The following is a 24,909-nucleotide window of genomic DNA, read 5'->3' as shown; positions in this document are numbered from 1 at the left end:
TGTCGCGCTATGACCAACCAGTACGAAAAATCGAAGCTTCCCAGCCGCCACGTGTCTGTCGGCCCGGAGCGCGCGCCGCACCGCAGCTACTACTACGCCATGGGGATCCCTGAGGAGGATATCGCCAAGCCGTTCGTCGGTGTCGCCTCTGCCGGGAACGACAGCGCGCCGTGCAACATCACTCTGGACGCGCAGGCCGAAGTCGCGCGTCGGGGCGTAATCGCCGGTGGCGGCATGCCGCGGCGTTTCAACACCATCACGGTCACCGACGGCATCGCCATGGGGCACCAGGGCATGAAGTCGTCGCTGGTCAGCCGTGAGGTGATTGCGGACTCCGTCGAGCTCAGCGTGCGCGGGCATTGCTATGACGCGCTGGTCGGCTTTGCCGGATGCGACAAGTCGCTGCCGGGCATGATGATGGCGATGCTGCGGCTGAACGTGCCGTCGATCTTCGTCTACGGCGGGTCGATCCTGCCAGGCCGCTTCCACAACAAGGACGTGACGGTGGTCGACGTGTTCGAAGCGGTCGGCCGCTACGCCGCTGGCGCCTGTCCCCTCACCGAAGTGCATGACCTGGAAAAGGTCGCCTGTCCTGGCGCCGGCGCGTGTGGCGGACAGTTCACCGCCAACACCATGGCCTGCGTCGCCGAGGCGATCGGATTGTCTTTGCCGAACAGCAACATGGCGCCGGCACCGTATACCAGCCGTGAGCAGGTGGCGCATGCCGCCGGCGTGCAGGTGATGGAGCTGATCGCCCGCAACCTGCGTCCGCGCGACCTGTGTACCCGCGAAGCGTTCGAGAACGCGGCGCGCGTGGTGGCGGCGACCGGCGGATCGACCAACGCCGCGCTCCATTTGCCGGCGATGGCGAGCGAAGCGGGCATCGAGTTCGACCTGTTCGACGTGGCCGAGATCTTCAAGACGACTCCCTATATCGCGGACCTCAAGCCCGGCGGACGCTATGTCGCCAAGGACATGTATGAGGCAGGCGGCGTGTACATGCTGATGAAGACGCTGCTTGCTGGCGGCTTCCTGCATGGCGAGTGCATGACGGTGAGCGGCCGGACCCTCGCTGAGAACATCGACGAGGTCACCTGGAACCCCGACCAGAAGGTGATCTATGACGTCACGACGCCACTCACCCCCACCGGCGGGGTGGTCGGCCTGCGCGGGAGCCTCGCGCCCGACGGGGCGATCGTGAAGGTCGCCGGCATGCACCGGCTCCAGTTCGAAGGGCCGGCGCGGTGCTTCGATTGCGAAGAAGAGGCGTTTGCCGCAGTGGAGCAGCGTGCGATCCGCGAAGGCGAGGTGATCGTCATCCGTTATGAAGGGCCCAAGGGTGGGCCCGGCATGCGCGAGATGCTGTCGACCACCGCCGCGCTATATGGCTTGGGCATGGGCGAGAAGGTGGCGCTGATCACCGATGGCCGCTTCTCGGGTGGTACGCGGGGTTTCTGCATAGGCCATGTCGGTCCAGAGGCGGCCGAAGGCGGCCCGATCGCGCTGGTCGAGGATGGCGACACCATCCGCATCGATGCCGAGGCGGGCACCATCGACCTGGTCATTTCGGACGAGGAGATGGCGGACCGACGCGCCCGCTGGCAGCCGCGCGTCAACGACTATCAGTCCGGCGCGCTGTGGCGCTATTCCCGAACGGTCGGCCCCGCCTATAAGGGCGCGGTGACCCACCCGGGAGCCAGCGCCGAACGCCATGTCTACGCCGATATCTGATGCCTGTACTGTCCCCGCCGCGCGGGTGCGTGGCGGGGCCTTGATTGCCCTGGTGCTGCTGGCCGGCTGCAAGCCGGCGCTTCCCGACAAACCTGCTGAGGCGAAGCGCGAGGCGGCAAAGACCGCCTATGCGCAAGCAGAGGGCAAGATCGCCTGTGCGCCAGCCGGCGCTGAGAGCTTCACTCCCAGTTGTACGGTCGACCGGGTGCAGTCGCAGGACGGGCTGTTCCTCACGCTACGCCAGCCCGAGGGTGGCTTTCACCGGCTGCGTGTCACCACCGATGGGCGCGGCGTGGAGGCGGCGGACGGCGCCGAGCAGGCGCTTGTGACAGTGCTCGCCCCCGACATGATCGAAGTGGCGCTGGGCGGCGCGCGCTACCGATTGCCGGCGACCGTGCGCGCACCCGAGGCGACGCCATGATCCCGAGCGATGCGCCAATTCTCACCGCCGAGGGGATGATCGCCGCCGAGCAGGCGGTGTTCGCGTCCGGCGTTTCGCAGGCCGAGTTGATGGAGCGCGCCGGCGAGGCGGTCGCGCGCGAGACCGCGCGCTTTGCCATGGGCCGGCCGATTCTGGTGCTGGCAGGTCCCGGCAACAATGGCGGCGATGCCTATGTTGCGGCACGACTTTTGCAGCGCGGAGGGTTGGACGTGACCGTCGCCGCGACCGGCACGCCCAAGCCGGGTGCAGCCGAGCGGATGCACCATCTGTGGCAGGGGGTTACGAGTTCGATGTACGCGGCGCGCCCGCGGCCGGTGCTCGTCGACGGGCTGTTCGGAACTGGGCTGACTCGCCCGCTTGAGCGTGGGCTGGCCGCGATATTCGGCGAACTGTGCGCGCAGGCCGAGTTCACGCTCGCCATCGATCTACCCTCGGGATTGGAAACCGATACTGGCGCAGACCTGGGCGTGCCGAAGGGCGTCGACCTCACCCTGGCGCTCGGCGCGCTCAAGCCTGCGCATCTGCTCGATGCCGGGCTGGAACGCTGTGGCACGGTGATGCTCGCCGATATCGGCGTGGAAAGCGACACTGGCTGGCGCACGGCCGCGCGGCCCCGGCTGGCGACCCCGCACGCGCTCAGCCACAAATATACCCGCGGGCTGGTGGTGGTGATCGAGGGCGCGATGCCCGGTGCGGCGCGGCTCTCGGCGGGTGCGGCGATGGCGTCGGGCGCCGGCTATGTCGTGCTTGCGGGGGAGCGGCCCTGGCATGGTGGTCCCGATGCGCTGGTACGCCGCGCCTTTGCCCAAAGCGAAGATCTGGCCGAGTTCCTGCAATGGGATCGGATCGACGCAGTGGTGCTCGGCCCCGGCCTTGGCCGTGACGGTACTGCGGACGCGTATCTGCGCGCCGCTTTTGCCGCGGAAAAGCCGCTGGTGCTCGACGGCGACGCGCTTAGCTTGCTCGGCACCAACGCGGCCGCCTGGTTGCAGACGCGTAGCGCGCCGACCTGGATCACGCCGCATTCGGGCGAGTTCGACCGGATGTTCGGCTTTGACGGCAGCAAGATCGACCGCACGCTCGCCGCGGCACGCGCGACCGGTGCGACGGTCGTGCACAAGGGCGCGGACACGGTGATCGCCTCCCCCAAGGGTGCGGTGCGCGTGCTCGCGGGCGCGTCGCCCTGGCTGTCGACCGCAGGAACGGGCGACGTGCTCGCCGGGCTGCTCGCGGCGCAGGTTGCGCATGGGCTTAAGGGCGTGCAGGCGGCGGAAGCGGCGGTGTGGCTGCATGGCCGTGCGGCGCAGCTTGCCGGCCCGGCCTTCTTCGCCGATCAGCTGATCCACCATGTTCCTCAAGCAGTTAGTGAATGTCTTTGAATATCGATGAAATCGTCCGGATCGCCGGGCGCGGTGATGGAGTCACCCAGGATGGCCGGCATGTCCGTTTCGCCGCCCCGGGCGATGTGCTGAACGCCGATGGCAGCCTGACGCACGGGCCGCACCACCAGAAGCCCCCGTGCAAGCACTTCCCTGAATGCGGTGGGTGCCAACTCCAGCATCTGGACGACCATGCCTGGAGCGGGTTCATCCGGGATCGGGTAGGCGGCGCGCTGGCCGCACAGGGGCTGGAGACGGAGATCCGCACACCCTTGCTCTCGCCGCCGAATACCCGACGCCGGGCGACGCTGCATGCCGAGCGTCGCGGGCGCCAGGTCCGGATGGGCTTTACCGAGCAGAACAGCCATACCCTGATCGATATCGAGGAGTGCTGGATCCTTGCGCCCGAGCTGTTCCAGCTGGTTGCGCCGCTACGCGGGCTGCTGGCGGCGCTGATCCCGGGCAACCGGCGGATCAACGTGCATCTGGCGCAGACCGACCAGGGCCGCGACGTGCTGATCGACGGGCTGGAGGCCGAGGGACTTGCCGCTGCCGAGGCGATTACGGCCTTTGCGCACCGCCACCAGCTCGCGCGCTTGTCGATGGACGAGGGCTTTGGGCCGACCGCGCGCTGGGAGCCGGAGCCGGTTACAGTCACGCTTGGCGGCGTTGCAGTGCCGTTCCCGCCGGGCAACTTCCTCCAGGCGACGCCGGAGGGAGAGGCCGCGCTGGTCGCGGTGGTGCGGGACATCGTCGGCGATGCGCGCGCGGTGGCCGATCTGTTCGCCGGGCTCGGCACCTTTACCTTCGCGCTGCCGCATGCGCGGGTCTACGCCGGCGAGGCGGCGCGCGACCCTATCCTGGCGCTGAAGGCCGCCGCCGCGCGAGCGCAGCGCACCGTGTTTGCCGATCATCGCGACCTGTTCCGCCGACCGCTCCAGCCGAAAGACCTGAACAACTTCGATGCCGTGGTGCTCGACCCGCCCCGTGCCGGGGCGCGCGAGCAGGCAGCGGAGATCGCGGCATCTACGGTGCCGGTGGTCGCCTATGTTTCTTGCAATCCCAACACCTTCGCGCGCGACGCGGAGACCCTGTGTAAAGGTGGGTATCGGCTCGACTGGGTGCAGCCGGTGGGGCAGTTCCGCTGGTCGACGCATGTCGAGCTGGCGGCGCGGTTTAGTCGGTAGGGTAATCAGCCCGCACGAAGAACAGACCATCGGGCGGGGCGTTTAGGCCCAATCGCGTACGGTCGCGCGCCTCGAGCGCGTCGCGCAGATCGTCGGCGCTCCACTTGCCCTGGCCCACCAGCGCGAGGCAGCCGACCATGGAGCGGACCTGATGGTGGAGGAACGACCGGGCCGAGGCGCGGACGAGCAGGCGGTCGCCTTCGCGCAACACGTCGAGCCGGTCGATGCTTTTGAGCGGGCTATCCGACTGGCAATGCACCGAGCGGAAGGTGGTGAAGTCGTGGCGGCCCACCAGGATCTGCGCTGCTTCGTGCATCGCCGCTGCGTCGAGGGGATTGGCCAGGCGCCAGGCCAGCCCCTTTTCCCAGGTGAGCGGGGCGCGGCGGTTGACGATGCGATATTCGTAATGGCGCGCGCGGCAGGAAAAGCGGGCGTGCCAGTCGTCCGGCACCTCGACGCAATCGAGGATGGCGACGGGGTGCGGACGCACCCGCGCGTTGAGCGCCTCCATAAGGCGGAAGGGCGTGATCTCCCGCGTGATGTCGAGATGCGCGCGCATGCCCAGGCCATGGACGCCTGCGTCGGTGCGCCCGGCGGCGTGGACGATCACCCGCTCGCCGGTGACGAGATGGGCGGCATCCTCGATCGCCTGCTGCACGCTGGGGCCATGGTCCTGGCGCTGCCAGCCCATGAAGGGCCGGCCGTCGAACTCCACGGTAAGCGCAAAGCGCGTCAAAGCTGGGTGCCCGGGGGGATGGCGAAGCCGCGCAACAGTTCGGCGGTGGACATGACGCCGCGGCCGGCGCGCTGCACTGCGGTTGGCTGGATCGCACCGCTGCCACAGGCGATGGTGAGCGCGGAGTCTAGCACGGTGCCGGGAGTGCTTTCGCCGGCTAGCACCCGCGCCGCGTGGACGCGGATGCGTTCGCCGTTAAATTCGAAGAACGCGCCCGGTGCCGGGTTGAACGCGCGGACCTGGCGCTCGACGGCGTCGGCATCCTGGGCGAAGTCGAGCCGCGCTTCGGCCTTGTCGATCTTGGGCGCGTGGGTGACGCCATGCTCGGCCTGGGGGGCAGGCGGGTAAGCGTTGGGATCGCGCAGGACCTGCACCATCAGCCGGGCACCCATGGTGCTGAGTTCGCGGGTGAGGTCGCCAGCAGTCTTGTCGGCGACGGGCGTGCGGCCCTCCAGCCGGACAGGTCCGGTATCGAGCCCCGCCTCCATTTGCATGATGCCGACGCCGGTCTCCGCGTCGCCTGCCAAAATCGCGCGCTGGATCGGCGCGGCGCCGCGCCAGCGCGGCAGCAGCGAGGCGTGAACGTTGAGGCAGCCCAGCCGCGGCGCGTCGAGCACGGGGCGGGGGAGGATGAGGCCATAGGCGGCGACCACCGCAACGTCGGCGGCGAGCGCTGCGAAGTCCGCCTGCGCATCGGCGTCGCGCAGCGTGACGGGCGTGCGGACTTCGATGCCAAGCGCTTCCGCGCGCGCATGCACCGGCGTGGGCGTCAGCTGCTTGCCACGCCCGGCCCGGCGCGGCGGCTGGCTGTATGCCGCCACGATTTCGTGCCCGGCCTCGACCAGCGCGTCGAGCACCGGAACGGCGAATTCGGGGGTTCCCATGAAGATGATCCGCATAGCCTCCCCTCAACCGCTTGGCAGGGCCGGGCGCAAGCCCCTATGTCCGTGTTCATGGCTTCTCCCGAAATCGAGGCACTGACCCAGGCGCTGTCGCGGCTGCCTGGGCTCGGCCCCCGCTCTGCGCGGCGCGCGGTGCTGCATCTGCTTAAGAAGCGGGAAACCGCGCTGGAGCCGCTGCTCTCGGCGCTGGGCGCGGTGAGCCAGCGGCTGAGCACCTGCGCGATCTGCGGGAATGTCGACACGTCGGATCCGTGTGCGATCTGCGCCGATCCCCGGCGGGATGCGCGGGCATTGTGCGTAGTGGAGGAAGTCGCTGATCTTTGGGCGCTGGATCGGGCGCGGCTGTTCCCGGGCAAGTTCCACGTGCTTGGTGGCCGGCTGTCGGCGCTGGAGGGGGTGCGGCCCGAAGATCTTCGTATCGACAGCCTGGTGCGCCGCGTGGCCGATGGCGGAGTCGATGAAGTGGTGCTGGCGATGAACGCCACCTTGGATGGGCAGACCACGGCGCACTATGTGGCCGAGCGGCTGGAGACCTATCCGGTGCGGATCACGCAGCTGGCGCATGGGCTGCCGGTGGGCGGTGAGCTGGACTATCTGGACGAGGGGACGCTCGCCCAGGCGCTGCGGGCTAGGCGTCCGGTCGCCTGACGCACGCAGCCGCTTGCAGCGGGCCGGGACCGCGACTATTTCGGCGCCATGGCCATTCTCCCTATCGTTGAAGTACCCGATCCGCGCTTGCGCCTCGTCTCCGAACCCGTTGGGGAGGTGGATGACGATCTGCGCCAGCTGATCACCGACATGTTCGACACGATGTACGACGCGCCGGGCATCGGGCTTGCCGCGATCCAGGTCGGCGTGGCGAAGCGCGTGGTGGTGATGGACCTTCAGGAGGAAGAGGACGAAGAGGGCAAGCCGATCCGGCACCCGCGCGTCTTCATCAATCCCGCGATTTCCGAGCCTTCGGAAGAGATGTCGGTCTATACCGAGGGTTGCCTGTCGATCCCCGAACAGTTCGCCGACATCGAACGCCCCGCGCGCTGCCGCGTGAAGTGGTTGGACGAGAAGGGCGAGGCGCAGGACGCCGTGTTCGACGGCCTGCTCGCCACCTGCATCCAGCATGAGATGGATCATCTGGAGGGCATCGTGTTCCTCGACCATCTGTCGAAGTTAAAGCGCGACATGATCATGAAGAAGCTGACCAAGCTGCGCCGCGCCGCCTGAGGCCGCGCAGCTTGCGCTTGCCTCGCTGAGGCGCTGCGGGTAGGTTCGCCTTCTGTTCTTGGAGGCGTATGTTGGAACTCTTGGCGCTGGTATTGATCGTGGTGGCGTTGCTGGCTGGCATCGTTGTCGGCTGGCTGCTGGGTGGGCGTGGCGCTGCGCAGCTGCGTAGCGAGCGCGGTCGGCGCGAAGCGGACTTCAAGGCGGCGATCATGGACCTGGCAGCGGCGGAAGAGCGCGGCGGCGAAGTGCCGGGGCTGCGCGCCGAGCTTTCGCGTATCCGCGACGAGCGCGACATGGCCCGCCTGGAACATGCCGAACTGAAGGCGAAGGCGGGATCGTTCGAGGAGCGGCTGGCCGAGTTCGTCAATGCGCGCGAAGTGATGGCCGGGCAGTTCCGCGAGACGGCCGCGACGATGCTGGGCGAGGCGCAGAAGAATTTCCTGGAGCGTGCCGATGCACGCTTCAACCAGGCCGGCGAGAAGAACGAGGCCAAGCTCAAGGCGCTGCTGCAGCCCGTCGAATCGACGCTGAAGCGCTATGAGGAAGGGCTGCAGCGAGTGGAAAAGGATCGGCACGACAGCTATGGCGCGCTGAAGGAAACGATTTCCGCAGTGCAGGCGAGTCTGGGCGAGACGCGGACCGAAACGGCCAAGCTCGTCAATGCATTGCGGGCGGCACCCAAGACGCGTGGGCGCTGGGGTGAGCAGCAGTTCCGCAACCTGATCGAGCTTGCCGGGCTGGACGGGCATGTCGACTTCGCCGCCGAGGTATCGGTGACGACCGAGGACGGCATGCTCCGGCCCGACTTCATCATCCGCCTGCCGGGCGATCAGCAGCTGATCGTCGATGTGAAGTGCGTGCTCGACGCGTATCTTCAGGCAGCGGAAGCGACTTCGGCCGAGGACCGGCAGGCTGCGCTGGCGGCGCATGCGCGGGCAGTGCGCAACCATGCCGATGCCCTGTCGCGCAAGGCCTATTGGGCGCAGTTCGACAAGGCGCCCGACTTCGTCATCATGTACATCCCTGGCGACAATTTCCTGTCGAGCGCGCTGGAAATCGACATGGAGCTGTGGGAGCGGGCGGCCCGCAACCGGGTGATCATCGCGGGGCCTTCCGCCTTCCTGCCGCTGGCGCGGACCGTGGCGGCGATGTGGCGCCAGCAGAAGCTGACTGAGGACGCACGCGAGGTCGGCAAGCTGGGCAAGGAAATGTACGAGCGGCTGGCGACTGCCGCGGGGCATTTGAAGCGCGTGGGCGGCGGGCTCAACAGCGCGGTCGAGAATTACAACAAGTTCGTGTCGAGCTTCGAGGGCCGGGTGATGGTGTCGGCGCGCCGCTTTCAGGCCCTCAACGTGGATACCGGCAATTCGGAGCTGACCGCGATCGATACGGTGGACGTGGTCGCCAAGGCGCCTGCCGTGGAGTTGCTGCCGGCGCCCGATGGAGATGCCGAGGCGGTCGTGGTTCGGGCGGCGGAGTAGCGTTGCTGCTGGCTTCAGCGTCTCGACGCGGGTCAGCGGGGTTTCAGCACCAGTTTGCCGCGATAGGGATCGGTCAGGACCAGTTTGCCCGCCGGGTTGCGGCTGACGCTGAGCTTGTGGGAGAGCAGGGCGAGCAGCCGCCGTTCCTGCTCGGCAATGCCGTTGCCGATGCAGCCGCGGCGGGTGGTTGCGAGCGGGCCGGCTTGCAGATAGCCGCGTGCGAAGGCGAAGCTGCCGCTGAAGCTGTTGCAACCGGTGCTGCCCTGTAGGCGCCCGCCGCGAAACGCGATGTGCGGGTGCTCCTTCAATGATGGACGTCCATCGATCGCTTCGATGTTCCAGTCACCTTCGAGCAGCGTGGCGGTAGCTGCCGCGGGCTGCCTGCCGCCACAGCCTTTGCGGACGAGCTTGCCGATCCGGAGCGTCACTGTGTCGGGATAGATGCGGTCGCTCATGCCGTCGCTGCACGGAGCGTGGGTGATCGACACCGTCATGGTGCGCGTCAGGTAGCGCTTCCCGCCGGCGATGGTGCGTACGCGCGGGGTGGCGACTGCGATTGCCCGGTCGTCCGCGGGTTGATAGCGCATCTTGTCCTGGTCGATGGTCAAGGACCAGAAAGGCTCCGTGCCCAGCGCGCGGTAGGGCTGCGGCTGTGCCTGCGCGGGGAGTGGGGCGGTGAGGCATAGGGTGAGGGCAGCAGCCAGGCGCATGGGATAACTCCTTCCGATGCTAGCTTGCAGGCACCTTGCTGAACCGGTGATGGCAGAAGTGATCAGCCGCCGCGTTGCTGGTTGAGCACTTCATAGGCCATCACGGCGGTGGCGACTGCGGCGTTGAGGCTGTCGGCCTTGCCGAGCATCGGGATCTTGACCAGCAGGTCACATTCGGCGGCCATGAAGTCGGGCATGCCCTGGGCCTCGTTGCCGGTGAGGAGGAAAGTGGGCGCGGCATAGCGCGGCGACTGATAGTCGTGCTCGGTGTCCAGGCTAAGCCCCACAAGCTGACCCGGTCCCGCGCGCAGCCAGGGCTGGAACGCCGCCCAGCTGGTCCGGACGACCGGCACCGTGAACAACGCGCCCATGCTCGCGCGGACCGCCTCGACCGAAAACGGATCGACGCAGTCGTCGATCAGGATCAGTCCGCCTGCACCGATAGCATCGCCGGTGCGCAGAATGGTGCCGAGATTGCCGGGATCGCGCAGCCGCTCGGCCACCAACCAGATCCAGGCGGCGCTGCGGTCCAGATCCTCAAGCGCCACGCCGAACTCAGGATAAACGCCCACGACGGCGCCGGGATTGTCCTTCCCCGACAGTTTGGACAGAATGTCGGCGTTGGTCTCGATGGCCTCGCCACCGGCGGCCTCGGTGTCCGCCACCAGCGCGCGGACGAGCGGGTGATTGGCATTGTCGCGGGCGAAGAACAGGAACTCGGGCAGGCGCCCAGCCTCGCGCGCCTCGGTCAGGATGCGCAGACCTTCGGCGAGGAACAGGCCTTCCTCGCGGCGATGGCGCTTTTCACGCAGCTGGCGAACGCGTTTGATCAGCGGGTTGGAATAGGCAGTGATTTCGCGAGGCATGCGCGCTCCATGCCCTTCCCGAAGTCGTCCCGCAAGCGGCGGGGCGGCACTCATTCCTCGCCGAAGCGCGCCTCGACCAGCTCGGACAGCGCCTGCACAGCCGCTTCGGCGCCATCGCCCTCCGCGCTGATAATGATCGAATCACCCTTGGCTGCGCCCAACATCATCAGGTCGAGGATCGAAGTGCCAGACGCGCTGTTGCCGTCCTTTTCCACGGTCAGTTCGACAGGCTGGCTGGAGGCGAGGGTGACGAATGCCATGCTCGCCCGGGCGTGCAGCCCGCGGCGGTTCGAAATCGCAACAGTGCGGGTGCAGCGGCTCACGCGGCAGCTTCCCCCAGCACCTCTGAGGCGATGGTAATGTATTTGCGGCCTGCGTCGCGCGCGGCGGCGACAGCCTCAGTGACCTTCATCGTCTTGCGGGCGCTGCCGAGACGGATGAGCATCGGCAGGTTGATGCCGGCGATCACTTCGATGCGGCCGGCCTCCATCAGCGAGATGGCCAGGTTCGATGGGGTGCCGCCGAACAGATCGCTCAGCACGATCACGCCTTGACCTTCATCGACGCGGCCGATCGCCTCGGCAATGTCGGCGCGGCGGCTCTCCATGTCGTCTTCGGGGCCGATGCAGATCGGAGCGATCCGTTCCTGCTGGCCCACCACATGCTCCATCGCGACGACGAACTCCTCTGCGAGATGTCCGTGTGTCACGAGTACCAAACCAATCATTTCAAACTCCGCCCCCTGATGTCGTGACCGGGGCTCCTTCCAGCGAGTCCTGCGGTGCGGTCTGCAAATCGCGGTGTTTCACCGTGGGCGAAAATCCTTCCTCGCGCAACCGGCGCGCCATGCGTTCGGCGACATGAACCGAGCGATGTCTCCCGCCGGTACAGCCGAACGCGACGGTAACATAGGATTTGCCTTCCGCCTCATAGCGCGGGAGCAGCAGGAGCAGCAGCGCCTCGATCTGGGCCATGGCCGGCGCGTAGGCGGCGTCCTCGACGATGTAAGCCGAGACGTCGGCATCCTTGCCGGTGCCCGGGCGGAGCGACGGCACCCAGTGCGGATTGCGCAGGAAGCGCATGTCGAACACCAGATCGGCGTCGCGCGGCAGGCCGCGGGCGAAGCCGAACGAGGCGATCGTCAGCACGGTCTTGCCCAACCCGTCGCCTGAAAAGGTGGTGCGGATCTGGTGCGCGAGTTCGTTGGAAGACAGGTTGGTGGTGTCGATCAGCCGGTTGGACCAGCGGCGGAGCGGGATCAGGAGCTCGCGTTCGCGCGCGATCCCGTCGCTTGCCGGGCGATCCTGGGCAAGGGGGTGGCGTCGGCGCGTCTCGTCGTAGCGCCGCTCGAGTTCTGAGCCGGAGCATTCCAGATAGAGCGTGCCGACATGGAGGTCGTGATCCTCCTGAAGCTTCTTGATGCGCCGGACGATGCTTTCGGCATCGAAGCCGCGCGTCTGGCTGCCGATGCCGATCGCAAGCGGGCGGTCGTCGTCGCTGTTCGTGCCAGCCGCCGGCGCCGTGTCGAGCAGGCGGTCCAGCAGGAGCAGCGGGAGATTGTCGACGGTTTCCCAGCCAAGATCCTCCAGCGTACGCAGCACGGTGGACTTGCCGGCGCCCGACATGCCGGTGACGAGCAGAATGTGCTTGGGGTGGCTCATCGGTGCAATTGTCCCAGGGCTACGGCGATCTTGGCGGGTGCGGCGGGGTCCAGCGCGGCAAGCGTCACCACGCGAACAGGAATGCCGGCCACGCGGCGTGTCGTTTCTTCTGGAAAAAGCGTGGGTTTGTCGAGGATGACGATCAGCAAGTCCACCGGGGCACGTTCCTGAAAGGGCAGCTCGACAATGCCCAACCCGGCGACTTCGATCCGGCCGCGGTCGTGCACCGGAGCGCAGGCGATCAAGTGGCCGTCCTGGCGCTGGCAGATGCTATGCTCGCCGGCAATCAGGCTTCCGCCCCGATCCACCAGGCGCAGCGCCAGTTCCGAGCGCGCCTGCGTGTCGCGGGATTCGATCAGCACCGCGCGGCCGTTCAGCGCGACGCAGGCGGCTGCCAGCGTCTCGGACGAGACCGAAGGATAGCGAGGTTCCACCATCAACCCTGTTCCGCCCGCGGCAATCGCACAATGAACATCGCTCCGCTCACGCGCTCCTCCCGCGTTTCCACTGAAATGCTCCCCTGATGGCCTTCGACAATCGTGCGGGCGATGGCAAGGCCGAGCCCGGAGTGAAGCCCGAAAGCCTCCGCATCGGGCCGGACGGAGTGGAAGCGGCGGAAGATCGCTTCGCGCGCTTCTTCAGGTACGCCGGGGCCCTGGTCCTCCACCGTGACGATCAGTGTATCGGCCTCGCTCGAGGCGGTGAGCGTGATCAGACCGCCGGGGGGCGAGAAGGAGAGGGCGTTCTCGATCAGGTTCTCGAAGACACGCTCAAGGCGTGCGCCTTCGCCCAGGACGATGAGCGGCGCGTCGGCGTGCTGGTCGAAGTGGATGCGAATGCCATCGGGCAGGCCGCGCGATTCGCGCTGGGCGATCAGCGCTGCGATCATCCTGCCGATGTCGACGGGCTCGAACGTCGCGCGGCTGAGCTGCGCGTCGAGGCGTGAGGCTTCGGAAATGTCGGTGATCAGCCGATCAAGGCGATGCACATCGTCCTGGACGATGGCCAGCAGCCGCGCCTGGAGCTCCGGATCCTTCACGCGGGCGAGGCCGTCCACCGCCGAGCGCAGCGAAGCCAGCGGGTTCTTCAGTTCGTGGGTGACATCGGCCGCGAACGCTTCGGTCGCGTCGATCCGGGCACGCAGCGCCTGCGTCATGTCCGACACCGCGCGCGCGAGAAGGCCGATCTCGTCGCGGCGCTCAGGCAGGCGGGGGACCACTACTTCGCGGGCACGGCCCAGACGGACGCGGATCGCCGCGCGGGCAAGGAGCTGCAACGGGCGGACGATCGTACGTGCCAGGAACAGCGACAGGAAGATCGACAGAAGCGCCACGATGCCCAACACCATGCTGAGCCGCCAGCGCTCGGTACGGACCGTGCGGGTGATGTCGCGCGCATTGGTGGTGGTCATCACCACGCCAAGCTGGGTGATCGGCGCGCCGGCGGTGATCACCGGCGTGCGGTCGGGCGCCCGCCAGACAGTGGCCGGGGTACCGAGCGTCTCGCGTGCGGTGCGCACGTCCGGCCAGTCCATGCCTTCGTCGCGCGGCTGCTCGCGAAACAGCGGCGCGCGATCGGCGCCCGCGACCGTGTCGATGACGGCGTCGAGGAAGCGGGCGGTGGACTGGTTCCAGGGATCTTTGTCCGGATCGCGCAGGACGACGTTGCGCAAGCCAAGCTCCTGACTGTCGGCCAGCATCCGCCCATCTTCGTCGAACAGGCGAATGCGGTTGCCCGTGTCACGCGCAAGGCTGAGCACCAACAGATTGCGCCGCTCGTTGGTGGCGGAGGCAAGCGCCTGGGCAATAAGCCGCACCTCCCGCTTGGCCTGGGCGACGCGGCTGTCGACCATGCGGCTGCGGAAGGAATCGAGATAGAAGAAGCCACTGCCCAGCAAGGCGAGCGCAAAGATGTTCACCGCGAGGATACGGGCGGTGAGACTGATCCGGGTCGACCAGGTGAGCGCGAGATCGCGCTCGTTATTCGTCCGAGAAGCGATAGCCGGCGCCATACAGCGTCTCGATGGCGTCGAACTGCGGATCTACCTGGCGAAATTTGCGCCGGACGCGCTTGATGTGGCTGTCGATGGTGCGGTCATCGACATAGATGTCATCCTGATACGCCGCGTCCATCAGCTGGTTGCGCGTCTTCACGATGCCGGGGCGCTGCGCCAGCGTTTCCAGGATCAGGAATTCGGTGACGGTAAGCGTCACGTTCGCCCCGTCCCAGGTGACCTTGTGCCGGGCCGGGTCCATGGCTAGCCGCCCGCGCACCAGCGCCTCGGCCGGCTGGGGCTGACCCCCCTCGGCCGTGGGCAGCGCGGTTTCGGTGCGGCGCAGGATGGCGCGGATGCGGGCGATCAGCAGGCGCTGGCTGAACGGTTTGGCGATGTAATCGTCCGCTCCCATGGCGAGGCCGAGCGCTTCGTCCAGTTCATCGTCCTTTGACGTCAGGAAGATGACCGGGATCTGGCTCTTCTCGCGCAGGCGGCGGAGCAGCTCGAGCCCGTCCATGCGGGGCATCTTGATATCCAGAACCGCCAGATCCGGCGGGTTGTCGATCAGAGCCTTAAGCGCGCTTTCGCCTTCAGAATAGACGCGGGTCAAGAAGCCCTCGGTCTGAAGGGCGATCGAGACCGACGTCAGGATGTTCCGGTCGTCATCGACCAGTGCGATCGTGGCGGTCATGCGCCCTTGGGTGCTTCGCTCAACTGCATCGGGACAAGGGGTAGAGCAAAGTGGCGGCCGGCTCAATTGCTGGCGGGCCAGGAGCGCGAAAATGCGGTTGCGCCGCCCATGACCTCACCCACAGCCGTCCGCGACGTGCCGCTCCACGACTGCTGCCCAGCATCGTCGCGCGGTTGGAGGCGCGGAAGTCCTAGCGCGTGCCGAGTGTCGCCTTGGCGCGGTCGCGCAGCAGATCCATGGAGACGGCCACGGCCATAGGAAGGGCGCAATGGCATATCATTGTCCTCACGCCGCGGGCACCGCGTCGACATCCATCTGATCGACGCGCGGACTCTTTCCGGTCAGTGCGAGGTTGAACTGCGTTTCGTCGAGGCGTCCTTCCCAGCGCGACACGACCACCGTAGCGACGGCGTTGCCGATGAAGTTGGTCAGGCTGCGGCATTCGGACATGAAGCGGTCGACGCCCAGGATCAGCGCCATGCCGGCCACCGGCACGCTCGGGACGATCGACAAGGTGGCGGCCAGGGTGATGAACCCGGCGCCGGTAACGCCCGCCGCACCCTTGGACGACAGCATCGCGACGCTCAGGAGCAGCAGCTGTTGCCCGAGCGTCAGGTCGACATTGCAGGCCTGGGCAATGAACAAGGCCGCCAGCGTCATGTAGATGTTGGTCCCGTCCAGGTTGAACGAGTAACCGGTCGGCACGACCAACCCAACGACCGACTTTGCGCAGCCGGCACGCTCCATCTTCTCCATCAGGCTGGGCAAGGCGCTTTCCGAGCTCGACGTGCCGAGCACCAGCAGCAGCTCTGCCTTCAGATAGCCGATCAGCCGGAAGATTGAGAAGCCCGCCAACCGGGACACGGCGCCCAGCACCACGATGACGAAGATCAACGAGGTCAGGTAAAAGGTGCCTACCAGCATGGCGAGATTGGCAAGCGTCCCGACGCCGTACGCGCCAATGGTGAAGGCCATCGCGCCGAACGCGCCGATCGGGGCGACCTTCATCAGGATCGCCACCACCTTGAACACGGCGAGCGACAGGTCCTCCAGCGCGTCGGTGATCCGGTTGCCGCGATCGCCGATCAGCGCCAGGCCGATGCCAAACAGGATGGCGATGAACAGCGTCTGGAGGATGTTGCCTTCGGTCAGCCCCGACAGGAAGCTGTCGGGAATGATGCCCATCAGGAAGCCGGTAAGCGTGGACTCATGCGCCTTGGCCGCGAACACCGCGACCTTGGACGTGTCGAGCGTGGCGGGATCGATGTTGAGCCCCGCGCCGGGCCGAATGACATTGGCGACGATCAGGCCGACGATCAGCGCCAGCGTGGAGAAGAAGAAGAAATAGCCAAACGCCTTGCCCGCCACCCGGCCGACCGAGGCGAGGTCGCGCATGCCCGCGATCCCGGTGACGATGGTGAGGAAGATCACCGGGGCGATGATCATTTTTACCAGCTTGATGAAGGCGTCGCCCAGTGGCTTGAGCGCTTCGCCCGTGGCGGGCGCGAAATGGCCGATGAGCACGCCGGCTGCGATGGCGATCAGCACCTGGATGTAGAGGTGCCGGTACCAGGGCCGCTGCGCGGGCGTCTCGGCGCCCGCTTCAGGCTGGTACGGGATGGTGGTCATCGCGGTGCTTCCTCTTGTCGTGCTGGCAGGGGCCGCTGGTGAAACACGCCGCCCGGCCAAGCGGACCCACTCCCTAAAAAGATGCTGCGGTCACCGCAATCACGATGCCATGGATGCACTGCCGCGGTGCTCGCAGGCGCCATGCCCAGCCCGCGGCGGCCACAGGCGTTGACCGCTCTTGCTTCGTCCGCGAAGCTGGCGGGATGAACACACCCGTGGCTCACCCGCCGTCGCACCGGCGCATCCTGTTCGCCAGTTTGGTGGGCACCTCCGTCGAATTCTACGACTTCTATATCTACGCGACCGCCGCGGCGCTGGTGTTCCCGGCGCTGTTCTTCCCGGCCGAGGACCCGACGGTCCGCCAGCTTCTGTCCTATGCCAGCTTCAGCGTCGCGTTTTTCGCGCGGCCGCTGGGCGGGCTGGTGTTCGGGCATTTCGGTGACCGGCTGGGCCGTAAGTCGACGCTGGTCGCCTCGCTGATGTTGATGGGCGTGTCGACCCTGCTGATCGCCTTTCTGCCGACCTATGCCATGATCGGCTGGCTCGCCCCAGCGCTGCTCTGCCTGATGCGCTTCGGCCAGGGATTGGGGTTGGGCGGCGAGTGGGGCGGGGCGAGCCTGCTCGCGGTGGAGAATGCGCCGCCGGGCTGGGCCAACCGCTATGGCAGCTTCCCGCCGCTCGGCGCGCCGGTCGGCTTCATCTTCGCCAACGGCTTCTTTCTGGTGCTCGGCGCGGTGATGACCGACGATCAGTTCCGCGAATGGGGGTGGCGGTTGCCGTTCCTCGCCAGCGGCTTGCTGGTGGGTCTTGGCCTGTGGGTGCGGCTGCGCCTCACCGAGACACCTGCCTTCGTGAAAGCCGCCGAAGCAGCCCCGCCGCCGCGCGTGCCGATCGGTGAATTGCTGCGAACCCAGCTGCTGCCGACGCTCGCCGGTACCATCGGCACCGTCGCCTGTTTCGCGCTGTTCTACATCGCGACCGTGTTCATCATCGGCTACGGCACCAAGGATCTGGGCTATGACCGCGAGGCGTTCCTGGGCGTTGAGATGGCGGCGATTTTGTTCATGGCCGCGGGTATCCTGACCGCGGGCATATGGGCCGACCGCACCGGCGCGACGACGGTTCTGATGCGCGGCTGCCTGCTGACCGTGCCCGTCGCGCTCGCGATGGCGTGGATGGTGGCGGCCGACGCGCTGCCGCTGCTGTTCGCCTGGCTCGCGATGGCGCTGTTCGTGATGGGGCTGGTCTATGGCCCGCTCGGCGCCTGGCTGCCCAGCCTGTTCCCGGCGCGCGTGCGCTATACCGGCGTGTCGGTTACCTTCAACATCGGCGGGATCATCGGCGGTGGGCTCACCCCACTGATCGCCGAAACACTGGTAAAGCGCGGCGGGCTGCTCTGGGTCGGCGGCTATCTGTCGGCCGCGGCGTTGCTCAGCTTCGCCGGGCTGGTGCTGATCAGGCGGCGCGCAGCAGCGTGAGCCGCGCCTTGCCGTGGACGCGCGACACATCGACGGTGAAGCCGCTCACGTCGATCTGCTCGTCCTTGGCCGTCTCGATGCTGATCCAGGTCGCGGGTCCCGCCCAGCCGAGCCGCCCCAGCTTGTCGAGCGCGACCGACCCGGCGCCGGTGCCATAGGGCGGGTCCATCAGGATCAGGTCCAGCGGCTGCGGCGCGGGCCCCAGCGCCATGACTGACCCAGCCCGGACCTGCGCGCCGGTGGCGCCCAGCTTGGCGATGTTGGCCTTGAGTGCATCGAGCGCCGGCTTGTCCTGCTCCACGAACAGGCACGATTTCGCGCCGCGCGACAGCGCCTCGATCCCCAGCGCCCCAGAACCTGCGAACAGGTCGGCTACCGCCAGCTCCTCGAAACTCCCAAGCCGGCTGGTGAGCATCGAAAACAGCGCCTCGCGGGTGCGATCGGCGGTGGGGCGAGTCGTCTGCCCCTTGGGCGCGCCGAGTGGACGTCCGCGCCAGGTGCCGGCGATCACGCGCATTATTTCTGCCCCCGCGGCGGACGGCCAGGCTTGCCGCCCGGCTTCACCGAAGGCTTTCCGCGTCCGCCGGACGGACCCTTTGTCGGCCGGCCAGCCTGCGGCCTGGCGGTGACGTCGCCACGGCGCGGCTCCAGCGTGTCGCGATGCGCCCGTGCGCGTGCGGCGCGGGCGGGCTTGGCGACGCCGCGCGGTTCCTCCCGCTCTGGCCGGTCGTTGCGGGGTGGCGTGGCGCGTGGCGTGAAGCGCCCCTCGCGAGCGCGGGGCTGCTCGGCATCCCCATCGCGCCGACGCGTGCCAGGACCCGGGCGCTCAGGCCGCTGCACGGCACCACGTGGTGCAACGCGCTCGCCTGGGCGTGCACTAGGAGCCGGACGCTCGGGCCGCTGCACGCCGCCACGCGGCGTAGCAGCGTCGTCGCGCCGCCCGCGCGTGGGGCGGTCCCCGTCACGCACCGGACGCTCGCTCCGCTCGGGGTTGCGCACCGGACGCGCCGCTGGCGGAGTCACTCGAGGGGTAAAGCGCGTGCTCGGCCGCTCGGGCTCCACTGCGCCGCGCCGCGGCCGGGCAGGGGGCTCGATCGGCTCGGGCCGGGGCGCCGCTTCGACGCGCGCACGCACTGCGAATTGCAGGTTCGACGCCGCCTTGCCGCCCCCGGGCTTGGACAGCACCGTGCGGAAGGTCTGGAGGTCGGCCGGGCGGATTTCGTCCACATCGCCTCCGGGCAGGTCGCCCAGATAGAAGGGGCCATAGCGCGTCCGGATCAGCCGGCTGACCTGCAGCCCCAGATGCTCCAGCACCCGCCGGACCTCCCGGTTCTTGCCTTCGGTCAGCGTCATTTCGATCCACAGATTGGCGCCGGTCCGCCGCTCGATATTGGCGTTGATCGATCCATAGCGGATGCCCTCGATCTCGATGCCCAGCATCAGTTCCTCGAGCTGCGCCTGCGTCACTTGGCCATAAGCGCGCGCGCGGTAGCTGCGCTCGACTCCGGTCGCGGGCAGTTCCAGCTCTCGCTTCAGCTCGCCATCGTTGGTAAGCAGCAGCAAGCCTTCGGTATTCAAGTCGAGCCGGCCGACCGGCATCACCCGCGGCAACCCGTCGGGCAGGCGGTCATAGATGGTCGGGCGCCCCGCCGGATCGAACTCGGCGGTCAGCAGCCCGGCGGTCTTGTGATAGCGGAACAGCCGTGCGGGCGCGGGCGCTTCCACCCGGTCGCCGTCTACGGTCACCCCTGCCAGGGAGGTGAGCAGCGTCGCGGGCGTGTCGATGGTGACACCGTTCAGCGCGATCCGCCCTTCGGCGATCATGCGTTCGATCTCGCGGCGCGACGCGATTCCGGCACGGGCTAGCAGCTTGGCGATGCGCTGCGTTTCTTTGGGATTGGACGGGGGCACCGGCGCGATATAGCGATTATGCGGCGGGGAGCAAAAATTATCGCGGCGCGGAAACGGCTTTCGCGCGTTCGAGATCCAGGTGGGGTGCTAAACCTCGCCGCGTGTGGGGCGGTGCGATGTTGTTCGGGAAGAAGAAACGGCTGATCGAGCGGGTGCTGGTCGTGGAGGACGAGCCGCTGGTCGCGTTCGACACCGAGCATTTCCTGACGGGCGAAGGGTTCGAGATTGTCGGCACGGTCGATTCGGTCGCCGATGCGCTGGTCGCCGTGGGCGAGGCCGAGACGCTCGACCTGATCCTGGTCGATATCAGCCTGTCCGATGGCAGCGGGGTGGAAGTGGCCCGCGCGGCGATCCAGCGCGGCATCCAGGTGCTGTTCGTGACCGGGAGCTGCCCGGGCGAAGCGCGCTCGCTTGCGGTCGGCTGCCTGGCCAAGCCCTATCCGCAGCGCGACCTGTTGGCGGCGATCAAGGCGATCGAGGCGGTACTCGAAGGACAGGAGCCCAAGCGCCTGCCCCAAAGCTTCAGCCTGTTCAAATCCGCGGCTTAAAGCTCCCGCAGGAACAGCAGCGCAAAGATCATCGCCCAGCCCAAGCCCGACGCGGCGAGCACGAGCAGCAGGGTCAGCGCCGGATGAATCCGTTCTTCCGTGTGCTCGGCAAATTCGGGGGGCAACAAGGGCATGGGAGTAATCCTCGGCTGGCTAGAGCCTTCAGATAGCGTGCGCCCCGCCGCTGCGGGATCCGGTCGGCCACGCGTGCGGGTTTGCCCGGAGGGCGCGTGCAGGAATGGGAAACCATAGCGGCACCGGCACGCGGCGAGTGTTGCGACACCCGCCCACGGTCCCTACCGTCATCCCGGCCTTGAGCCGGGATCCCGCTTCTTCTTCTTCGGCCGCCCAAACAGAAGCGGGACCCCGGCTCAAGGCCGGGGTGACGAAGGAGGACGGAAGGGAAGCACCCGAGCCGGACTAGTCTTCTGCGCCCACCACGCTAGTGTCCCGCCCAGCAGCGAACGAGGGTGCAGGGTTGAGCGAGAAACTGAAGGGCTGGGCGCTGGTCCGCGCGGCGATGCGCAATCGGAAGACGACGGCCATGCTCGTGCTGGGCTTCGCCTCGGGCCTCCCCTTCGTGCTGCTGATCGGCACGCTGAACGCGTGGCTGGGCGAACTGAAGGTCAGCCTTGCCACCATTGGTGTGCTGTCGTGGATTGGCCTCGCTTATGCCTTCAAGTTCCTGTGGTCGCCGGTGGTGGACCGCGTGCGGCTGCCGCTGCTCGACCGGCTGGGTCGGCGGCGGTCGTGGCTGGTGCTGTGCCAGGGAGCGCTCGCGGTGCTGCTCTGGCTGCTCGCCGCTACCGACCCGCTGACCGCGATCGGCAGCTTTGCGGTGCTGGCGGTGATCGCCGCCTTCCTCTCGGCGACACAGGACGTGGTGATCGACGCCTGGCGCATCGAAGTGGCCGACGAGGCGGCGACGGTGGAGCTGCTGTCGGCGATCTATCAACTGGGCAACCGTTTCGCCGCGCTCGCCGGTGGCGCGTTGGCGCTGGTGCTGGCGGCGCGCCTCAGCTGGCCCACCGTGTATGTCGGCTTCGGCTTCGTGATGCTCGCGGCGGTGGCGATGACGCTGTTCACGCCAGAGGCGCCGAGCGATCCCGCCGAACGCGTCTCGCCGCTTGCCGGCCACGCCGTCCCGGTTCCGGCCAAGCGCAGCATTGCGCTCGCCGTCGTCGCGCTCTGCTGGGCCTGGGCGATCCTGCTGCTGGGCAGCTTCATGGTCGAGGCGCTGCGCCCGGTGGCCCCCGGTGCGACCGCGCCGTCCTCCGGCGCCTTTACCCAGACCTGGGGCCCCTGGATCATCGTCGCGACGGTGATCGTGCCGGCGCTGATCGCCGGGTGGACCAACCGCCTGCCGCACCATGAAGGCGCCGCCGAAGCCCCGCCGCGCGGCGCCCAGGCGTTCGCCAACCACAGCTACCGCGCGCTGATCCTGCCGCTCGCCGAGATTGTCGGCCGGCTGCGCTGGGGGGCGCTGCTCGTGCTGGCGGTGATCCTGCTCTATCGCATCGCGGATTCCATCTGGGCGCCGTTCGCCTTCCCCTTCTATCTGGGCGAACTCCAGTACACGAATGACGAGGTCGCCTTCGCCTCCAAGCTGTTCGGCGTCGTCATGACCATCCTGGGCGTCGCAGTGGGCGGCCTGTTGCTGGCGACGCTTGGCCGCATGCCGACGCTGCTCGTCGGAGGCATCGTCGCAGCGCTGTCCAACCTGCTTTATGCCGATCTCGCGCTGGGCGGGGCGAACATCGACGCCTTTTCCCAGCTGTTCTTCCTCGATCGGCTCGGTGTCGATCTGCGGATGCTGCGGCTGATGGTGGCGATCTCGGGCGAGAACATCGCCGGCGGCCTCGCGGGCACTGCGTTCGTTGCCTACATCTCCTCGATCACCGCACGCGAATACAGCGCGGTGCAATATGCGCTGCTCTCCTCGATGACCTTCCTGGTCGGCGCGCTCGGCCGTGCCGCTACGGGCGAGGCGATCGAGCGCTACGGCTATGCCGACATCTTCTTCCTGACCGCAGGGCTGGGCGGGGTGGCGGTGGTGCTGGTGCTCGCCGAATGGTGGCGCTCCGCAATGGTCGAGCGCCGCGCCGCAGGCGGCCAGCGCGTCCCCGCCTGACGCCCGATGGCGAACACCTCCAGACTGCGGTAGCAGGCAGTATGCGCGTTCGTGGAAGCTGCCACTGTGGTAAGGTGCGGATAGAGCTGCCAACCCAGCCGGAATGGGTGGCGGACTGTAACTGCTCGCTGTGTCGGCGGCTCGCCTGGCGCGTCGCCTATTACCCGCCCGAACAGGTCACCATTTCAGGCGAGACGACGGCCTATATCTGGGGCGACCGCATGATCGGCATCCACCATTGCCCGGTCTGTGGCTGCGGTACCCACTGGGAGACCCTGGGCGAGGATTTCGGCAAGATGGGCATCAATGCCCGCCTGCTCGACGGCTTTGACGAGCAGGCTGTCGAGGTGCGGAAGTTCGACAACGCCGACTAGCCCGGCGCCAAACCGCTAGAGCGGCAGTGCCATATCGGCGAATGCCTCCGAGAGGGCATGCGCCGTCGACAGCACGCCATAAGCATCGCGCGTGCCGAGCAGGTCGGCCAGCAGCGTATGTGCGCCCTGCGGATTGCGCCCGACCCGGCCCAAAACATCCAGCAGCACCGCCTCCGATCCGGTCATGCGAGGGCAGCACCACGGCGCGATCTGGATCGGCCCGCTGGCGGCGCTGGAAATCTCCGCCATCAGCGCGCGCAGCAGCACCAGCGGCCGCTGGAAACCCAGCCCGAACGCCGTGACAAAGGCGTGCGCGACCGAGGCGTCATGGATGCCGTTGGTCCCCATCTGCCGCACCCCGAACAGCAACAGGCGGGCGCCTGCATCTTCGGGTTGAAGCGCGGGCAGCGTGGCGGCCAAGGTCTGGGCAGCGGACATAAACGACTCCTGCATCGGTGACCCGAAGCGTAATCGCCAATCCGCTATTGCAAGTCAATCGCAACAGGCCGTCTCAGTCGGGCAGCTCGTCGTTCTGCGCCAATGCGACGCCCGCCAGGTACAGCGAGCCCAGGATCAGCACGAGCGGCGAACCCGCAGGCCGCTCTGCGATCAAGCGCAATGCATGCGGCAGGTCGTCCGCTTCCATGGCCGTCAGCCCGCGCACCCGTGCAGCCTCAGCCAGTTTGGCGGGGGCATGGTGCTCATGCCCCGGCACCGGCACCGCGACTAGCGCCTCAGCCAGCGGGGCGAACCGATCGAGCATCGTCGCGGCATCCTTGTTCGCCAGCATGCCCAGCACCAGCTGGAGCGGGCGGCCCTTCGCCACGTCGTGCATCGCCGCGCTCACCGCATCGGCGGCGTTGGCGTTGTGCCCGCCATCCAGCCAAACCTCCGAACCCTCCGGAAGCAGCGCCGTCAGCGGGCCCGGCCGCAGCCGCTGCATTCGCGCCGGCCAGCGCGCGGACCCCGCCGCTATCGCCAGTGCGGCGTCCGGCACGCGCAGCGATTGCTGGTGGCGCAGCATGGCGATCGACAGCGCCAGGTTGGCGGGCTGATGCGTACCGGCGAGGACGGGGAGGGGCGTCACCACCTCGCCCGCTGCGTCGCGGTATCGAAGCACCCCGTCGCCAGCCTCGAAGTCCCAGGCCTCGCCCTGCACGAACACCGCCGCCCCCGCGGCCCGCGCCGCCTCGCGCACGACCGCCGCAATGTCGTCGGGGTAGTCCATGGTCACCAGCGGCACGCCCTGTTTGACGATCCCCGCCTTTTCCGCGGCGATCGCGGCCAGCGTGTCGCCCAGGAATGCCTGGTGATCGATACCAAGCTGCGCGATGCCGGTCACCGCTGGCTGGGGAATGACGTTGGTCGCGTCCAAACGTCCGCCGAGGCCCACCTCGACGATGCACGCGTCGGCGGGCGTGCGGGCAAAGGCGAGCAGCGCGGCAGCGGTGGTCACTTCGAAGAAGCTGGCCCCGATGTCCCCCCCCTGGTCGAGCACTTCCTCCAGCAGCGGCGCAAGTTGCGCGTCATCGATCAGACTGCCCGCCAGCCGGATGCGCTCATTGAAACGCACCAAATGCGGGCTCGAATAGACATGCGCGCGCATACCCGCCGCCTCGATCGCGGCGCGCAGGAACGCGCACGTCGATCCCTTGCCGTTGGTCCCCGCGACATGGAGCACCGGCGGCAGCCGCAGCTGCGGATTGCCAACGCGCTCCAGCAGCCGCGTGATCCGGCCGAGCCCCAGAATGTCGGCACCCGGCGACAGCGCCGTCAGCCGGTCTAGCTGCCGCTGCACCGCAGGGTCAGTGGAGATGGCGAAGTCGGGCACGTGC

The 24,909-nt window shown here is 67.8% G+C and carries 27 protein-coding genes; 11 read left to right on the top strand and 16 right to left on the bottom strand.

The annotated features are described in order from the left end of the window. The first annotated feature begins 9 nt into the window (after positions 1-9). The 4 genes from ilvD to LQ953_RS12965 are packed head-to-tail and all read left to right on the top strand — an operon-like array spanning position 10 to position 4,739. Positions 10-1,731: a dihydroxy-acid dehydratase gene (gene ilvD / locus LQ953_RS12980; protein WP_231031324.1), complete on the top strand. Its 1,722-nt coding sequence runs from the start codon at positions 10-12 to the stop codon at positions 1,729-1,731. A gap of 40 nt (positions 1,732-1,771) precedes the next feature. Then, positions 1,772-2,152 (top strand): hypothetical protein, encoded by a 381-nt coding sequence (locus LQ953_RS12975; protein ID WP_231031323.1) that lies wholly within the window; start codon positions 1,772-1,774, stop codon positions 2,150-2,152. After that, positions 2,149-3,552 carry an NAD(P)H-hydrate dehydratase gene (locus LQ953_RS12970; protein WP_231031322.1) on the top strand — a complete coding sequence of 468 codons (1,404 nt, stop codon included), beginning with the start codon at positions 2,149-2,151 and terminating at the stop codon, positions 3,550-3,552. Before LQ953_RS12975 ends, LQ953_RS12970 begins: the two co-directional genes overlap by 4 nt. Continuing rightward, the gene (locus tag LQ953_RS12965; RefSeq protein WP_231031321.1) at positions 3,543-4,739 is read left to right on the top strand and encodes a class I SAM-dependent RNA methyltransferase; all 1,197 of its coding nucleotides are present in this window, start codon (positions 3,543-3,545) and stop codon (positions 4,737-4,739) included. Before LQ953_RS12970 ends, LQ953_RS12965 begins: the two co-directional genes overlap by 10 nt. Here LQ953_RS12965 and truA read toward each other — a convergent pair. Continuing rightward, complete coding sequence (truA, locus tag LQ953_RS12960; RefSeq protein ID WP_231031320.1) at positions 4,729-5,475, bottom strand: tRNA pseudouridine(38-40) synthase TruA; 747 nt, start codon at positions 5,473-5,475, stop codon at positions 4,729-4,731. The two genes, LQ953_RS12965 and truA, sit on opposite strands and share 11 nt — an antisense overlap. After that, entirely contained in the window at positions 5,472-6,374 is a 903-nt protein-coding gene (gene fmt / locus LQ953_RS12955) for a methionyl-tRNA formyltransferase (protein ID WP_231031319.1), read from the bottom strand. Before fmt ends, truA begins: the two co-directional genes overlap by 4 nt. A gap of 54 nt (positions 6,375-6,428) precedes the next feature. Between fmt and recR the strand changes: the two genes are divergently transcribed. The 3 genes from recR (at position 6,429) to rmuC (ending at position 9,079) form a co-directional block, all read left to right on the top strand. Next, positions 6,429-7,025, top strand: coding sequence for a recombination mediator RecR (gene recR, locus LQ953_RS12950; RefSeq protein WP_231031373.1), 597 nt, complete (start codon positions 6,429-6,431; stop codon positions 7,023-7,025). Between the two features lie 48 nt (positions 7,026-7,073). Continuing rightward, positions 7,074-7,598 (top strand): peptide deformylase, encoded by a 525-nt coding sequence (gene def / locus LQ953_RS12945; RefSeq protein WP_231031318.1) that lies wholly within the window; start codon positions 7,074-7,076, stop codon positions 7,596-7,598. A gap of 71 nt (positions 7,599-7,669) precedes the next feature. Next, positions 7,670-9,079, top strand: coding sequence for a DNA recombination protein RmuC (rmuC, locus tag LQ953_RS12940; RefSeq protein ID WP_443026580.1), 1,410 nt, complete (start codon positions 7,670-7,672; stop codon positions 9,077-9,079). Between the two features lie 32 nt (positions 9,080-9,111). Here the strand turns inward: rmuC and LQ953_RS12935 are convergent, their stop codons facing one another. The 9 genes from LQ953_RS12935 to LQ953_RS12895 all read right to left on the bottom strand — a co-directional run bounded on the left by LQ953_RS12935 (position 9,112) and on the right by LQ953_RS12895 (position 16,632). Continuing rightward, positions 9,112-9,789: an META domain-containing protein gene (locus LQ953_RS12935; RefSeq protein WP_231031316.1), complete on the bottom strand. Its 678-nt coding sequence runs from the start codon at positions 9,787-9,789 to the stop codon at positions 9,112-9,114. A 62-nt stretch (positions 9,790-9,851) separates the two neighbouring features. Then, on the bottom strand, positions 9,852-10,655 hold the full coding sequence (locus LQ953_RS12930) for a TrmH family RNA methyltransferase (RefSeq protein WP_231031315.1): 804 nt from the start codon (positions 10,653-10,655) through the stop codon (positions 9,852-9,854). A 50-nt stretch (positions 10,656-10,705) separates the two neighbouring features. Continuing rightward, positions 10,706-10,978 (bottom strand): HPr family phosphocarrier protein, encoded by a 273-nt coding sequence (locus LQ953_RS12925; protein WP_231031314.1) that lies wholly within the window; start codon positions 10,976-10,978, stop codon positions 10,706-10,708. Then, positions 10,975-11,382: a PTS sugar transporter subunit IIA gene (locus tag LQ953_RS12920; RefSeq protein WP_231031313.1), complete on the bottom strand. Its 408-nt coding sequence runs from the start codon at positions 11,380-11,382 to the stop codon at positions 10,975-10,977. The genes LQ953_RS12925 and LQ953_RS12920 overlap by 4 nt, the downstream gene beginning before the upstream one ends. 1 nt (position 11,383) lies before the next feature. Further along, the gene (gene rapZ, locus LQ953_RS12915; RefSeq protein ID WP_231031312.1) at positions 11,384-12,316 is read right to left on the bottom strand and encodes an RNase adapter RapZ; all 933 of its coding nucleotides are present in this window, start codon (positions 12,314-12,316) and stop codon (positions 11,384-11,386) included. After that, positions 12,313-12,753: an aldolase gene (locus tag LQ953_RS12910; protein ID WP_231031311.1), complete on the bottom strand. Its 441-nt coding sequence runs from the start codon at positions 12,751-12,753 to the stop codon at positions 12,313-12,315. Before LQ953_RS12910 ends, rapZ begins: the two co-directional genes overlap by 4 nt. Then, the gene (locus tag LQ953_RS12905; protein WP_231031310.1) at positions 12,753-14,327 is read right to left on the bottom strand and encodes a sensor histidine kinase; all 1,575 of its coding nucleotides are present in this window, start codon (positions 14,325-14,327) and stop codon (positions 12,753-12,755) included. The genes LQ953_RS12910 and LQ953_RS12905 overlap by 1 nt, the downstream gene beginning before the upstream one ends. Next, a complete protein-coding gene (locus LQ953_RS12900; protein WP_231031309.1) occupies positions 14,296-15,003 on the bottom strand; it encodes a response regulator transcription factor in 708 nt (235 codons plus the stop codon). Before LQ953_RS12900 ends, LQ953_RS12905 begins: the two co-directional genes overlap by 32 nt. 285 nt (positions 15,004-15,288) lie before the next feature. After that, on the bottom strand, positions 15,289-16,632 hold the full coding sequence (locus LQ953_RS12895) for a dicarboxylate/amino acid:cation symporter (protein WP_231031308.1): 1,344 nt from the start codon (positions 16,630-16,632) through the stop codon (positions 15,289-15,291). Positions 16,633-16,847: 215 nt separating this feature from the next. Between LQ953_RS12895 and LQ953_RS12890 the strand changes: the two genes are divergently transcribed. Beyond that, positions 16,848-18,110, top strand: a complete 1,263-nt coding sequence (locus tag LQ953_RS12890) for an MFS transporter (RefSeq protein WP_231031307.1) — start codon at positions 16,848-16,850, stop codon at positions 18,108-18,110. Here the strand turns inward: LQ953_RS12890 and rsmD are convergent. Together rsmD and LQ953_RS12880 are read right to left on the bottom strand one after the other, a co-directional pair. After that, the gene (gene rsmD, locus LQ953_RS12885) at positions 18,088-18,627 is read right to left on the bottom strand and encodes a 16S rRNA (guanine(966)-N(2))-methyltransferase RsmD (protein WP_231031306.1); all 540 of its coding nucleotides are present in this window, start codon (positions 18,625-18,627) and stop codon (positions 18,088-18,090) included. The genes LQ953_RS12890 and rsmD overlap by 23 nt on opposite strands. Continuing rightward, a complete protein-coding gene (locus LQ953_RS12880; protein WP_231031372.1) occupies positions 18,627-19,934 on the bottom strand; it encodes a pseudouridine synthase in 1,308 nt (435 codons plus the stop codon). Before LQ953_RS12880 ends, rsmD begins: the two co-directional genes overlap by 1 nt. A gap of 203 nt (positions 19,935-20,137) precedes the next feature. On the opposite strand from LQ953_RS12880, the gene LQ953_RS12875 reads away from it, so the two are divergent. Further along, entirely contained in the window at positions 20,138-20,569 is a 432-nt protein-coding gene (locus tag LQ953_RS12875; protein ID WP_231031305.1) for a response regulator, read from the top strand. Here LQ953_RS12875 and LQ953_RS12870 read toward each other — a convergent pair. Beyond that, positions 20,566-20,703 carry a hypothetical protein gene (locus tag LQ953_RS12870; RefSeq protein WP_231031304.1) on the bottom strand — a complete coding sequence of 46 codons (138 nt, stop codon included), beginning with the start codon at positions 20,701-20,703 and terminating at the stop codon, positions 20,566-20,568. The genes LQ953_RS12875 and LQ953_RS12870 overlap by 4 nt on opposite strands. Positions 20,704-21,047: 344 nt before the next feature. Here LQ953_RS12870 and LQ953_RS12865 point away from each other — a divergent pair, with 344 nt between their 5' ends. Further along, the gene (locus tag LQ953_RS12865) at positions 21,048-22,700 is read left to right on the top strand and encodes an AmpG family muropeptide MFS transporter (RefSeq protein ID WP_330999426.1); all 1,653 of its coding nucleotides are present in this window, start codon (positions 21,048-21,050) and stop codon (positions 22,698-22,700) included. 41 nt (positions 22,701-22,741) lie between these two features. Beyond that, positions 22,742-23,074, top strand: a complete 333-nt coding sequence (locus LQ953_RS12860; protein WP_269141481.1) for a GFA family protein — start codon at positions 22,742-22,744, stop codon at positions 23,072-23,074. 15 nt (positions 23,075-23,089) lie between these two features. On the opposite strand, the gene LQ953_RS12855 is transcribed toward LQ953_RS12860, so the two are convergent. Together LQ953_RS12855 and LQ953_RS12850 are read right to left on the bottom strand one after the other, a co-directional pair. After that, positions 23,090-23,512 (bottom strand): DUF6628 family protein, encoded by a 423-nt coding sequence (locus LQ953_RS12855; protein WP_231031302.1) that lies wholly within the window; start codon positions 23,510-23,512, stop codon positions 23,090-23,092. Between the two features lie 73 nt (positions 23,513-23,585). After that, complete coding sequence (locus LQ953_RS12850) at positions 23,586-24,905, bottom strand: bifunctional folylpolyglutamate synthase/dihydrofolate synthase (protein WP_231031301.1); 1,320 nt, start codon at positions 24,903-24,905, stop codon at positions 23,586-23,588. Positions 24,906-24,909 lie beyond the last annotated feature (4 nt).

It is taken from the genome of Sphingomonas sp. IC-56 (assembly GCF_021043375.1).
Taxonomy (GTDB): domain Bacteria; phylum Pseudomonadota; class Alphaproteobacteria; order Sphingomonadales; family Sphingomonadaceae; genus Sphingomonas.
The sequence above is the reverse complement of the archived record's forward strand: the minus strand, read 5'-3'. Positions and strand labels throughout refer to the sequence as shown.

Excerpts from the sequence above, each read along its gene's own strand:
- LQ953_RS12935 (WP_231031316.1), bottom strand. The coding sequence starts at position 9,789 with ATGCGCCTGGCTGCTGCCCTCACCCTATGCCTCACCGCCCCACTCCCC.
- LQ953_RS12880 (WP_231031372.1), bottom strand. The coding sequence starts at position 19,934 with ATGATCGCCGAAGGGCGGATCGCGCTGAACGGTGTCACCATCGACACG.
- LQ953_RS12855 (WP_231031302.1), bottom strand. The coding sequence starts at position 23,512 with ATGTCCGCTGCCCAGACCTTGGCCGCCACGCTGCCCGCGCTTCAACCC.
- LQ953_RS12895 (WP_231031308.1), bottom strand. The coding sequence starts at position 16,632 with ATGACCACCATCCCGTACCAGCCTGAAGCGGGCGCCGAGACGCCCGCG.
- LQ953_RS12965 (WP_231031321.1), top strand. The coding sequence starts at position 3,543 with ATGTCTTTGAATATCGATGAAATCGTCCGGATCGCCGGGCGCGGTGAT.
- LQ953_RS12900 (WP_231031309.1), bottom strand. The coding sequence starts at position 15,003 with ATGACCGCCACGATCGCACTGGTCGATGACGACCGGAACATCCTGACG.
- LQ953_RS12970 (WP_231031322.1), top strand. The coding sequence starts at position 2,149 with ATGATCCCGAGCGATGCGCCAATTCTCACCGCCGAGGGGATGATCGCC.
- LQ953_RS12905 (WP_231031310.1), bottom strand. The coding sequence starts at position 14,327 with ATGGCGCCGGCTATCGCTTCTCGGACGAATAACGAGCGCGATCTCGCG.
- recR (WP_231031373.1), top strand. The coding sequence starts at position 6,429 with ATGGCTTCTCCCGAAATCGAGGCACTGACCCAGGCGCTGTCGCGGCTG.
- def (WP_231031318.1), top strand. The coding sequence starts at position 7,074 with ATGGCCATTCTCCCTATCGTTGAAGTACCCGATCCGCGCTTGCGCCTC.
- LQ953_RS12870 (WP_231031304.1), bottom strand. The coding sequence starts at position 20,703 with ATGCCCTTGTTGCCCCCCGAATTTGCCGAGCACACGGAAGAACGGATT.
- ilvD (WP_231031324.1), top strand. The coding sequence starts at position 10 with ATGACCAACCAGTACGAAAAATCGAAGCTTCCCAGCCGCCACGTGTCT.
- LQ953_RS12860 (WP_269141481.1), top strand. The coding sequence starts at position 22,742 with ATGCGCGTTCGTGGAAGCTGCCACTGTGGTAAGGTGCGGATAGAGCTG.
- LQ953_RS12930 (WP_231031315.1), bottom strand. The coding sequence starts at position 10,655 with ATGCCTCGCGAAATCACTGCCTATTCCAACCCGCTGATCAAACGCGTT.
- fmt (WP_231031319.1), bottom strand. The coding sequence starts at position 6,374 with ATGCGGATCATCTTCATGGGAACCCCCGAATTCGCCGTTCCGGTGCTC.
- LQ953_RS12875 (WP_231031305.1), top strand. The coding sequence starts at position 20,138 with ATGTTGTTCGGGAAGAAGAAACGGCTGATCGAGCGGGTGCTGGTCGTG.
- LQ953_RS12920 (WP_231031313.1), bottom strand. The coding sequence starts at position 11,382 with ATGATTGGTTTGGTACTCGTGACACACGGACATCTCGCAGAGGAGTTC.
- LQ953_RS12910 (WP_231031311.1), bottom strand. The coding sequence starts at position 12,753 with ATGGTGGAACCTCGCTATCCTTCGGTCTCGTCCGAGACGCTGGCAGCC.
- rsmD (WP_231031306.1), bottom strand. The coding sequence starts at position 18,627 with ATGCGCGTGATCGCCGGCACCTGGCGCGGACGTCCACTCGGCGCGCCC.
- rapZ (WP_231031312.1), bottom strand. The coding sequence starts at position 12,316 with ATGAGCCACCCCAAGCACATTCTGCTCGTCACCGGCATGTCGGGCGCC.